This is a genomic window from Hafnia psychrotolerans, assembly GCF_014639435.1.
GTDB lineage: Bacteria > Pseudomonadota > Gammaproteobacteria > Enterobacterales > Enterobacteriaceae > Ewingella > Ewingella psychrotolerans.
Map to the genome: position 1 here is coordinate 208,631 of NZ_BMFZ01000004.1, position 12,181 is coordinate 220,811.

Annotated in this window: 8 protein-coding genes and 2 CRISPR repeat arrays (1 of these 10 only partly in view); all 8 genes read right to left on the minus strand. The window is 50.7% G+C overall.

Features of this window, described 5'->3' with window-relative positions; genetic code table 11:
• Positions 1 to 92: 92 nt before the first annotated feature.
• On the minus strand, positions 93 to 275 hold the full coding sequence (locus IEV89_RS09300; protein ID WP_188472792.1) for an ash family protein: 183 nt from the start codon (positions 273 to 275) through the stop codon (positions 93 to 95).
• 161 nt (positions 276 to 436) lie between these two features.
• A CRISPR array of direct repeats spans positions 437 to 2,144; the repeat unit is 28 nt; unit sequence TTTCTAAGCTGCCTGTACGGCAGTGAAC.
• Positions 2,145 to 2,273: 129 nt separating this feature from the next.
• Complete coding sequence (gene cas6f, locus IEV89_RS09305; RefSeq protein WP_188472794.1) at positions 2,274 to 2,828, minus strand: type I-F CRISPR-associated endoribonuclease Cas6/Csy4; 555 nt, start codon at positions 2,826 to 2,828, stop codon at positions 2,274 to 2,276.
• Between the two features lie 10 nt (positions 2,829 to 2,838).
• Positions 2,839 to 3,858, minus strand: coding sequence for a type I-F CRISPR-associated protein Csy3 (csy3, locus tag IEV89_RS09310; RefSeq protein WP_188472796.1), 1,020 nt, complete (start codon positions 3,856 to 3,858; stop codon positions 2,839 to 2,841).
• Positions 3,859 to 3,884: 26 nt separating this feature from the next.
• Positions 3,885 to 4,850 carry a type I-F CRISPR-associated protein Csy2 gene (gene csy2, locus IEV89_RS09315; protein ID WP_188472798.1) on the minus strand — a complete coding sequence of 322 codons (966 nt, stop codon included), beginning with the start codon at positions 4,848 to 4,850 and terminating at the stop codon, positions 3,885 to 3,887.
• Complete coding sequence (gene csy1 / locus IEV89_RS09320; protein WP_188472800.1) at positions 4,847 to 6,196, minus strand: type I-F CRISPR-associated protein Csy1; 1,350 nt, start codon at positions 6,194 to 6,196, stop codon at positions 4,847 to 4,849. Before csy1 ends, csy2 begins: the two co-directional genes overlap by 4 nt.
• Positions 6,197 to 6,223: 27 nt before the next feature.
• Positions 6,224 to 9,481: a type I-F CRISPR-associated helicase Cas3f gene (gene cas3f, locus IEV89_RS09325; protein ID WP_188472802.1), complete on the minus strand. Its 3,258-nt coding sequence runs from the start codon at positions 9,479 to 9,481 to the stop codon at positions 6,224 to 6,226.
• On the minus strand, positions 9,478 to 10,458 hold the full coding sequence (gene cas1f, locus IEV89_RS09330) for a type I-F CRISPR-associated endonuclease Cas1f (protein WP_188472804.1): 981 nt from the start codon (positions 10,456 to 10,458) through the stop codon (positions 9,478 to 9,480). Before cas1f ends, cas3f begins: the two co-directional genes overlap by 4 nt.
• A gap of 221 nt (positions 10,459 to 10,679) precedes the next feature.
• Complete coding sequence (locus IEV89_RS09335; RefSeq protein ID WP_188472806.1) at positions 10,680 to 10,946, minus strand: helix-turn-helix domain-containing protein; 267 nt, start codon at positions 10,944 to 10,946, stop codon at positions 10,680 to 10,682.
• Between the two features lie 432 nt (positions 10,947 to 11,378).
• Positions 11,379 to 12,181: a CRISPR direct-repeat array (repeat unit 28 nt; unit sequence TTTCTAAGCTGCCTGTACGGCAGTGAAC); it runs 1,206 nt beyond the window's last position.

Here is a 12,181-nt window from a genome sequence, read left to right on the forward strand (position 1 = left end):
TTGTATTGATGATTAAAAGCAGCGAACAAGAAGTGAGAAATGGCAGAAAGGTAGGATTGTGGGACGTTTTCATCGTGAATTCCTTTAGCTAGTTAATAGCTACCACCGGAGTTCTCACGCTCTTGGGTGGTAGCCCAGACAGGGGTGAGAATACTGGCGCTAAAGGATACCAGCCTGACCGAAGTCAGCCCTGCCTGAGCCACCATAGACATATAATTTGCCATATTACGGCTTATCATAGGTGAGCAAAAGCTTCGATACTTTACGCACATCATTTATAGATGTGCAGCATCGCCTTTAGGTTACCGAGTTCTCACGCCCGACTGCGAATTATGTCGCAGCGAGGTGACTATAGCGTAAATCGCTAAGCTAAATAAAGCGGGTATATTTGAAATTGCTGTGAGGATTCCAGATAAATCTTTTGGTTTGCAACGTGTTGCAGAACTGCCTGTACGGCAGTGAACGCGGGTTTCCGGCCTGGCGGCTAGGGTCTGATTTTCTAAGCTGCCTGTACGGCAGTGAACGGTTGACCAGATTTCGGCTGGTTCTTCGTTATTTTCTAAGCTGCCTGTACGGCAGTGAACATCCGTGAGCTGAAAGGCGATCAGGTGCCGGTTTTCTAAGCTGCCTGTACGGCAGTGAACCTTGACTTTCAGCGCTGCGATTTCTGCCTCAATTTCTAAGCTGCCTGTACGGCAGTGAACCCCAGACGTATGCGGATAACTTAACGCTCATATTTCTAAGCTGCCTGTACGGCAGTGAACGGGGCCGCGCGCACTGGGTCGGTGCGCGACGTTTTCTAAGCTGCCTGTACGGCAGTGAACCGAGACTGGAATCTTTGCTCGGCTCAAGTTGATTTCTAAGCTGCCTGTACGGCAGTGAACACAGGATTAGCGTAAAAGATTTCGGTGCTATGTTTCTAAGCTGCCTGTACGGCAGTGAACAGATTGCCGCTGCGCTGAATGCTGTTGCGTTTTTTCTAAGCTGCCTGTACGGCAGTGAACGAAGCTGCTATTGCTCTTTACGAGTCAGTTATTTTCTAAGCTGCCTGTACGGCAGTGAACCATTCGCATGCTTTTCAGTTCTTCAATGCTCATTTCTAAGCTGCCTGTACGGCAGTGAACTCATCTCGCACAGGGAAGTTGATGCTGATTAATTTCTAAGCTGCCTGTACGGCAGTGAACTGGACCGGAAAGTTTATCGAATGGGGTTTTGGTTTCTAAGCTGCCTGTACGGCAGTGAACGAACTTTTGGCACATAGTCTCTGGTTTCTTTATTTCTAAGCTGCCTGTACGGCAGTGAACAGTTGCGTGAGTTCTTCGACGGAGCATTCACTTTTCTAAGCTGCCTGTACGGCAGTGAACTAGCCGGTGTTCGATGCCGCTGAATAGTTGCCTTTCTAAGCTGCCTGTACGGCAGTGAACGCTCATTAGCATTCATAGTGTGTTCCTTGAAATTTCTAAGCTGCCTGTACGGCAGTGAACTTTTGTTTTCTCCCCGTTCGATTTTGTGGATGTTTCTAAGCTGCCTGTACGGCAGTGAACGTCGATTGCAAAAACAGCAACTCCCGGCAAATTTTCTAAGCTGCCTGTACGGCAGTGAACTGCTTGTTGCGGTATTTGATGCTGCAGGTGAATTTCTAAGCTGCCTGTACGGCAGTGAACAGCATTGGCTGAGTGTTTATCTAAGAGTTGGCTTTCTAAGCTGCCTGTACGGCAGTGAACCCTGACAGAGTAGTCATTATTCGTCTCTATACTTTCTAAGCTGCCTGTACGGCAGTGAACCTGAAGCCGCGATGGTTCTATCGCTTATTCTCTTTCTAAGCTGCCTGTACGGCAGTGAACCCCGATGGTGACTATTTGACTCATACGATGAGTTTCTAAGCTGCCTGTACGGCAGTGAACCCAGTCCCTTGCCATCGCTGCAATCACCGTCATTTCTAAGCTGCCTGTACGGCAGTGAACGCTATTGACTGCGGTGTGCGGCCAGTGATGAGTTTCTAAGCTGCCTGTACGGCAGTGAACGGTGTCCAGACAGGCAGCGGGAATACCAACAATTTCTAAGCTGCCTGTACGGCAGTGAACTCCTTCACATCAGCAAGACGCAATTTAATAATTTTCTAAGCTGCCTGTACGGCAGTGAACAGTTGAAAAAAGCGATTATCCTTTTAATAAACAACCGCTTTTTCCCATCTATAGCGTTAACCCCTTTTTTTATCCTTTTACGACCCCGTGTTTACTATCAATGACTTAGTGATAAACAAAAATAAAGGGTCAAAACCAGGGGACCGTGGTGGTCGCACTCAACCCATACGCGCTGAATACCCCTTCCACTGGCGAATCACGCAATTCTCCTTGCCGGATAAACAATTGAAAACGCTCACCAGTCGACAGGCTTTTAAGGGCAATAAACGGCAAGTTGCAACGTTTTGACTGATTATCCGGGATACGTTCCAGCGCTTGCTCTTCCGTCAGCCAGCCTTTTTTGACTGACCGGCGACGCAGCCTGTCGGCGCTGCTTTTCACCTGAACCCGGCTGACAGTGCGATACTTCAGACTGCCCGGTACAGCGTTAATTTCGCTGGATTCAATATGGTCATTGACTCCTTTCCGCCACGGATGCTGGTTAAACGCCGCCAGCGCCTGTGCAGTGCCATGCAAACGCAGCACATCACCGGGCGTTTTTGCGGCACGGGGGAAACTCACGCCGATGTCACCCGCGGCATGTTGACCCAGCGCGCGGTGCAATTTAGAGAACAGCGCGGCCATCAGCAGCTCGGTACCAAATTCCGGATCAGGTAAGAGGCGGATATCCTGGTAACTTTCCATTGTTGCCCCCTTATTCGCTCTTCTCACCAAAGACGCCACCACGGATCAAAATCGCCATCACGTAATGTTGTTGCTCCACGTCAGGCTCTTTGTCTTTGGTAACCCAGTTATCCAACAGCGTGTAGAAATCCATTTTGTCTTTTGGCTGACGGTAGGCTTTCCCTTTGCTGGTGACTGAGCCATAAGGTTCAACGGCGATCGGGCCAAGTTCCCGTTCCGTGGCCTGCGGATACCAGTCATCGATGGTGCGTAGTGCATTGCCCACTTTCTGAGAGTGCAGTGCCGCAACGTTGCCAACCTGATAGAGGATCTTGCTTTTTTTGCTGTCACGACTGGTATCCAGCACCAGTTCCTGGGAAGGGAAAACTTCCTGCCCCGCGCCCAATCTGACGAAGGCTTCAATACTCAACAGTGCCGATGCCGTCCCACTCAGCCCTTCTTCGACCACGGCCGCCAGTTCAGCCAAATCACCAACGGGTGTGCTGAAGCTGCGCAGGTTTAAGGTATCCGCCTCAAATTTCCAGCAGCGATTATTATGAGTCACATGCACGGCGATATCCTCGGCACCCACGCGGTTGCGCCATAAAAAGCGACCATTCGCCAGGTTTTCTGCGTAACGTGCGGCAAGAATGCCAAAGCCGTGTTGGGTGCGGTAACCGTCAATGACCGCCGCCAGAGCGGCCTGATAATCCTGATCGTTACACACGGACGGCAAGGAGAGATTACCCAGCACCCGCAAGGTAAAGCTCAGTTTCAAGGTATCAGCATCGAAAGGCAACGCGGCAACATCCACACGTTGCAGGTTAGCTTTTTGGATCTCGGCATCGACTTTCAGCGGGTCACTGGCCAGCCCTGTTTTCATACGGTTGGAAATGGTCCCACGTACCGCTTTTTCTTTGATTTCAATCGGCTGCCAGCGGGTATGATCACCCGAGTCCTGCCAGTTTCCGGCAAACATCAACGCATCAGAGTTAGCCAGTTTGCGTTCGAAAGCCAAAACAGAGGCAGTTTTTACGGTAGTTTTAGTCATTGTGCTTTCCTTGTTATCAATGCTGGTTAATCCAAATACATGGTTAGGTCAGATTCTTCGATTTTTTCAGCGTGACGGCACAGATAATGGCCGTCCTGATACTGGTAACGCCAGAACAACTGGTGGATGTCTTTAACACGGTGCGGGCTACGCCACTCGCCGACACCATAGACGGATTCAACAAAACAGAACGGCATGGTTGGGTCGCGGGATTTATCTACCTCATCCGGCGAATAAACCGGTGAGATAGCGCCATACCCTGTCACCAGCGGCACCAGATAACCCCGCTCAGGTTTGGCGACCACGCTCCAGATTGCAGCATCACCATGTTCGGGCTGGCGGCTTTCATCAATAGGTGCGGCCTGCATTTTCAACACGGAAAAATCCAGCCAGGCGTCGATCATTTCAGCATTAGGATCCTGCTGCTGGCGTTGCTTCCAATGGTCGGTCAGATAATCGGTGCGATCCACCAGCGCAAACCCGGGTAGTGCGCGGTACATTTCCCGGCGGGTTAGCGCGGCGAGCCCGGTTTCATTTTCCGGCAGCGCCAAAATACGCGGCATCTCTGCTGAAACAATGGTGCCACCTGCCAGACGCTGAGTCGGGTATAGCGTTTGCAGCAACAGCGCCAAATCGCGCGCGCCGGTGTCACCGTTGGCAATGACTCCCTGGCATTCAATAAACAACGTCACCGTCATGTGCATGCGACCTTCTTCATTGAAGGCCGCGGTTTTAGCTTCTTTGGTCAAGGGGTTACGCGTCAGGGCAAAAGAGTAATCACTCCATTGAGATGCCCGATGAGCCTGAATTTGATGCTGATGGCACACCACGCCGCAACCGGTAAACCTCAGCCCGTGATCCGGTTGAATTTTGCGGGATAAAGCGTGGGTAAAACCGAGAAAATGGCTGATGGCAGGAAAACCATAAGTCAGGCCCGATATAGCATTGGCATTTTCGACTTTCACCCGAGGGATCACGACTAAGTAGCTCATGGTGTCACCTCCTGACGGCAGGCATCAAATTCGAACAGGCGACGGCGCAGCAATACAGAGGCAAGTTCACTGATCTCCACCGCACCCATATTGAGCTTCTCATCCCGATTCAACCGGGTATGTAACCAATGGCCGAAATCTCCGGCAATCTCTTTTTGCCAGCTATCCGTATCTTCACGCTGAAGTTTGAACGACAGGTCTTGTTCCTGACGCAATGGATCAAGCCAGAGTTGCTGAGAGACTTTCAACTGGCATTCTGCCCGGGCACTCCAGCCTTGTTGATCAGTCAAATTTTGGATTTCAGCGGCGTAGCTAAAGACAATGCCGATAATATCATCCACCCGTTCGGCGCGTTGCTGACGGATCAGCATCGTGTTTTCCTCCTTCACCACGCTGACCAGATACCTGCGTAGCTGGTGAATGCTTCCACCCGCCAGTTGGCCTAATGTCGGTCCAAAAATCGTTTTCTGTTCAACCGGCGGTTTAAGGGTGGAGTGCCATTCAGGTGGTGCGCAGCGCAAAAGGTAGGATTTGCCGCCGCGAGCACTGTTCAGGTAGGAGATATTTTGCGGCTTCGTACCGCCAATGCCTTGAATGGCGACATCAGCAAATATTGACAAAGTATCCGGGGCCCATTGCTGCTCACGGCGTGCTTTGCGTATGTCGACCGAGGTTTCGCTGTAGCGCGACGTGTTGATGCGCTGATATAACGCATGGGCCAGTGAGGAGGAGTAAAGCGGGCTGAGCAGATGATAATTGTCATTATCGCCAATGGAAAAGTAGATCTGTTTCGCCAACTTATGCGAGCTGAGACTTTTGTCCGACAACGCCTGCGTAAAACCGCTAACCCAGAGTGCAAGCTGCTGTTCATTTTTTGCCAGCTGTGCAAGCGCTGAGTGGTCACCACGTTGCAAACTGGCCAGCAGCGAATCCCCTTCGTGTTCCGTTTGCAGCAGCTTCGCGACATCAAGAACCGCCGAGTTGCCCACAGCATCAACCGCTGGCGTTTTTAGGGAAGATGTTGACAGATGACTGGCCTGAGGATGTTCCGCAGTACTGTAAATGCTGCTGCCTTTCGCATCACCATGAAAGTACTTAATCGCGTGTGTCACCAGACTGATTTGCCATGCGCGAGACGCAGCCTCGGTCAGCCAGGTACGAACTTCGTACTTTTTCTCAATCTCCTGGCGCAGCCCAAATAGCTTTTGCTGTAATGCGGCTTTCTCTTCTGGATCAGATATCTCCGCCAGTTTTTTTTCTGCGTCTTTGTCGTGGGCTTCAAGCTTGGGTTGCTTGCGGCCCTCGATGTAATCAGTGATAAATTGGCTTAATCCATTTCTTTCCATATCGCCTCTTTTCAGTGTAACTCTTTGTTAATCCCTTTCGCCAAACACCCCTAACAGCGGGTGCCAGTTCCATGTTTTTTTCTCATCAGCCGTCAGACGGATTTCACCGAAGGTCGCGCTGATTCGCGGTAACTCCCATTCCAATTCGTCGGCCAGTTGCTGGTAAATCTTGCCGTAGTCCATGTCTATCCAGGCGCTGACACCGGGTGCCATTTCCTGTGCGATCACGTTGAATCCACCACTGTCTTTCCAGCCCTCAATACCGTCATCGGGTTTACGAAAAATCGGCTCGTTGCCCTCTTCGGCAATCCACAAATTGTGTTGCTCGTCGGGTGCTGACTGACGAAACGGCGTGTTGCGTTGCAGTTCTCCGCACCAGCTCACCGGATATCGCCACCATTGTGCTGCACACGCTTTGTGAGCAGAATCACCCTGTAATTCAATGAATAAACGATAGTGTTCGAGATCGACCAGGTTATCTTTCGGCGTTTTATGAGTGCGCTCCTGAATCCGTGGAATAGCGGTGATAACGTGATATTGCTGCGGTTCGAGGAGCTGGTGTAAATCGTGGCTGGAAAACAGATTAACCGGCGTCTCAAAACCCGGTTTGCAATACGCCGGGAATGCCGGCGTAGTCTGTTTCAGCGCTTTTACGTTTTTGTGCAAAATATGCATATTCGGCGTTGCCGGGAGAAGCTGTCGATGACGTTGAAGACGCCCGGCAAGTTGAATCAGTGAACGCATCGAGCTGGGCTCGGCAATGACCCAGTCATAATCATGGTCGCGCCCGACCTCTGCCACAGCGGTCGCCAGCACGACAAAGATATGATGTTTTTCCGGGGAATGTTCTAATGCATGCCGCACTTCTGCCACCTGCCACAACGCGTTGGGATCATAGCGGGTTAAAGTGGCGTCCAACCGTTTTTCGATATGTGAACGCATCGCCAGCGGATGGCGGCTGTGATAAATGCAGTAGTGAATACGGGTATCAGCGGGCGGGATTGTGTTGAGCAACCGCCTGGCGACAGCCACCAGCGGATCAATATTGGCCATTCTGACTACCCCTACCGAGGCGGTTTTCCCCGTGGAATGTGGCTGATGGTGCAACTGATGCAGGCTTTCAATCGAGGCAGCAATACGGGCTGCTACCGCATCATGTACATCGGCCTCACTCATACTGGCGGGGATAGCGTCAACCAGCAGAGATTTACGCAATGCCTCGCCCTGCCGCAATTTTGCCACGCGCTTCTCGACAAATTCTGCCTGTGCGGTATGGAACGACGTGCCAGCAGCGTGATCGCTCTGCGCAATACTGTTTTCGTCAAACCAGGCGCAGGGAACGTTCAGCGGTAAATCTGGTTCTCCGCAGGCTCGCTGATATTCCTGACGGCCGGTGCGGTAAGCATTGAACAGCGCCAACACCAGAGCCGGAGCCAGTGTGGCGGAAGAGAGTAATACACGCGAACCCAGCATCCCCGCCCAGTTCACCAACCGGCACAGCGCCGGGAGATCGGCCAGATCAAAGTCATCGGGTTCATCTAATACCAGATCAGAGGTCAACAGACGCAACATTGGTGCGATCTGTTTCCCGCCGCGCAGGCTTTCACAGGCCGGGATCAGATGGTCAATGGTGGTGACCAATACCGGCGCGCTAAGCAGTTTATGCAGCGTCGGTGTCTGTTTCAGCCATTGGCTGAGGCGGCCATCGTCCAGGCTGCCGTCGTAACGTACGTACTGATGTTCCGCAAACAGGGCATCCGAAGATCCACTGCCGGTATCTTGATTATTCTGTTTATCGCGCTCGAGCTGATGCAGTTGCTGCACAGCCTGTGAGCCAATCATCACGGCCAAATCTTCGGCATCGAGATGGAGTTTCCCCCCCAGCGCATCACCCGTTTGTAAGGTCAGGGTACGTAAACCGAGAGCAATCGAGAAACGACAGCCGCGTTTTTCATCTGCCAGACCGTACATGATGCGCGCATTGGCCAGGGTTTTACCGCAACCGGTTGAAGCCATGTTCACACCAAAGAACCCTTGTTTATCCGTTCGTTCCCGTACAGAGCAGGCCAGATCGAAAGCCTTGTCCTGCCAGCGAAACTTCTCCTGTGCAGTACGCTTTTTAAATCCTTTATGCCGCGCAATAGCAGGTAATGAATCACGTAAATTTGGCAGACTTCGTCCCAGCAGATAAGCGTTTTGGCTAACGCCGATATTGTGTTCATCGAGTCTCTGTTTCAGTATGCGGGACTTACGATCCGTATTGGCCCAAACATCATAACTTGCGTCTTGCCAGCCTATGATGGCATCAGATGATGAGTAATGGTGGTCAGCCAACATCAATATCAGGCGTGCTATATGACAGGTGAAACGATCATCAATATTGCAATATAACAACCCCGGAAGTTGCAGCGCCCGTCCGGCGAACTTCTGTGCCTTCGCCCGCCATGTGGCACTACGTATTGGTGTCCCTTGTGGAAATTGCCAGACGGCTTGTTGTTCCTTCTCCGTCCATGGTGCATCGGCGTTGGTCGAGTTCCAGCAAGGGGCGAATTGCGAAGTCAGCCACTGCTCGATATCACCAGATTGTGGGGGATTATGATGGGGACCCGTTGCCGAAGGATAAACGGGTAAACGGTGGTGGGAGACAATCAACCAAGCGACAATCCGCGCCACTGGAGGCAGAGCGCTGAAAGGGCTTTGTGAACCCGCGACCGGATCGCAAATCAGGCGTGCCAGCATATTGTCTTCGCTGACCGCGCTGATGGAACGCAATTCAGTCAACCATTGCCTGTCGCTGCTATTGCCCACAAACGCCTGAAACAACCGCAGTGAAAGCCATTCATGCCGGTAGGGTTCGAACCCTTTGCCCTTCCCCTTTAATTTATTCTGAAATAGCCGACTGGCTTTACCGAAATCATGAAAGAGGCCAGCAATAGCGGCCAGGAGGCTAACCGCCTGTAGACTATTCCACTGATTTTCGCTGTCAGACTTTAAGATATCTCTTTGCGTGGTATTCGTCGGTACGGAGCCTTTCTCATTAAACTTCCGGATGTTCCCGACAACCCATAAAATTTCCGTCTGATTATTGGATTTAATCCAATGGCATGCCACTGCGGTATTTCTGCGAGCCGTTTTCTTGAGTATGCGCCGTAAGGTATTCAACCCTTCCATCGTGATTGCCGTCTGCCAGGTTCGTTCCCCTTTTCTTTCGGCAAACTGATCGAGAATACGGCGAGTTTCTACCAACGCTTTTTTATTACATTCGGAGATCAACAAAATATTCATTTGCTGACCTGACTGAGTTGTTGCGCGATGCTTTGTAGTGAATCAATCATCACGTCGAGCGCTTCAGCCCGTTGAAAATTGCGCAGGCAACGCTGACGAAATTCCTGCTCGTCTTCACCGTTCATCGCGGCAATAAAAGCCTGCGGAAGGATTAAGGCATCCTTGATGAGATCGGCAACATCAAACACCAGTCCACCGCGTCGCGTTTTGCCATGCATGACAGCCAGGCCATGCGGCAGACCAATCACCCACACAGCCGTAGCCGCGAGCCCATACGCAAGATAGTTACCATGATCGAGAAAGCGATTAGCGAGATCGACTCCGCCGCCGCGCTTGGCTCTGGTAAAGTCACCATAACTGGCTGCTGTGGCTGCAACCTTATAGAGACTTTTGGTCAGTACCGCTTCCTGCGCCATTAACTCAGTAATGCTGCTACATTCAGGCAGACTCTGCTCAAAACGTAATAGCGTTGATTCTATTCGGGAATGATCAAGTTTAAATGTATCTTCACGTGACATGGTCGCGCTAAGCCAATGTTTCCGAATTTGTTCAATGCGAACCCTTTGAAAGGCGACAGCAGCGGCCAATCTTTTCTGTTCGTCAAACCAAAAACTGACCCAGTGTTGCAGGTATTCTGTCGGCCGGTATTCACTTTGAGAGGTCAGCCACGAGACATTAACTTCAACCTCATTCGCCGCAAATAGCGGCGTGCCGCCTCCCCCACAAAAACCGACTAACACGCCTGCACGGGCAAATTCGCGCATTGCAGCCTGAGTGACGGAGGTGCCGGTTCCGAGCATAACCACCGTGGTATTCGCAATGGGGATATTCCAGTATAAAGACTGTTTTCCCTCTTCCGTGACATATTCCACGCGCCCGCCGCTCACTAATACGCGGCAGTATTGCAGATAATAAATATTGGATCGTTTGGAATGCAGAATGGTTTTAAGTTCACTGGGTGTGAGTGCTTCAGGCATTTTTAGTCGCCTTAAAATAATCAGAAATAGCCTATGGCAATATACTGACTATTTCTAACACCAATAACACATTCAAACCAATAACAATCCGTCTTTTGAAGAGATAATTATAAATAGAATGAAATACATGGGGGTTTTAAATATAAAAAACAATGCGTTATATCTGTTTAAATGGCGTAATTTCTCACGCCATTTAACCTATTCAAGGTGATGACTTACTTTTACAATGCCGTATCACTGGAACGGGGTTTTCTGTCGATCATTTTACGGGTATGCAGATCATAATAGCGGCTGGGCCAAATCGTGGAAGGCGGAACACCAATCGCTTTACTGATGATTAACTCCCCTTTTGGCCATGGCCGTGAAAGTGCATTCGCCAGTGTAGAAGAGCTCAGCCCGGCATTACGTGATGTCGCGGCTAATGTAGTGCCTTTCTTACGCAGCGCGGCAATAATATCGGCGGGGTGCCAGTCAGGTTTAACGCTCATAGCCCACCTCCTTTATTGATGATTAAAAGCAGCGAACAAGAAGTGAGAAAGGGCAGAAAGGTAGGATTGTGGGACGTTTTCATTTACATCTCCTCGTAGTAATAATTACCAACACCGGAGCTGCGAAACTCTTTGGTGATGGCTCAGACAAGGTTCGCAGTACCGGCCTACGAGGACACCGGCCAACCCTAAGGTTGCCCAGCCTGAGCCACCATTGACTGAACAGTTTAAACTGAACGGGTAATAGGTGTGCAAAGACATTAACACTTGATGCAAACATCATGTGTATCCTCATAAGTTTCCGGGCTGCGAAACCCGACTGCGAATTATGTCGCAGCGAGGTGACTATAGCGTAAATCGCTAAGCTAAATAAAGCGGGTATATTTGAAATTGCTGTGAGGATTCCAGATAAATCTTTTGATTTGCAACGTGTTGCAGAACTGCCTGTACGGCAGTGAACGCGGGTTTCCGGCCTGGCGGCTAGGGTCTGATTTTCTAAGCTGCCTGTACGGCAGTGAACAAAGATTTGCGGGGTGTGGTGGTCCACGTCGCTTTCTAAGCTGCCTGTACGGCAGTGAACAGCCAGACAAATAAAGCGTTGTAACGCCAGCATTTCTAAGCTGCCTGTTCGGCAGTGAACGTGCGATACTATCTTAACGGCATCGCCTTCATTTTCTAAGCTGCCTGTACGGCAGTGAACGGAAAATGGTTGTGTGGTTAAGGAATTAGCTATTTCTAAGCTGCCTGTACGGCAGTGAACTCTTACATCATATCGCGATGGTGGCGGCCTATTTTCTAAGCTGCCTGTACGGCAGTGAACGTTCATGCGGCGCGTATCATCCTGCTCTGTATTTTCTAAGCTGCCTGTACGGCAGTGAACAATGCCGCCAAAAGACAGATTGATTCTGCTTTTTTCTAAGCTGCCTGTACGGCAGTGAACCATCTGTTAGCCTCGAATCATCTATGCAGCTTTTTCTAAGCTGCCTGTACGGCAGTGAACTATCAGCCTGCCCAGTCCCGCCGCTAGCTACCTTTCTAAGCTGCCTGTACGGCAGTGAACCAGAATAATGGCAGACATTGATTATCCTAGCTTTTCTAAGCTGCCTGTACGGCAGTGAACCGCATCCCCTCAAGCTGCGGGCTGGGTCTCCCTTTCTAAGCTGCCTGTACGGCAGTGAACATTACACTCGTCTGGAATCGCGAGGACATGGTTTTCTAAGCTGCCTGTACGGCAG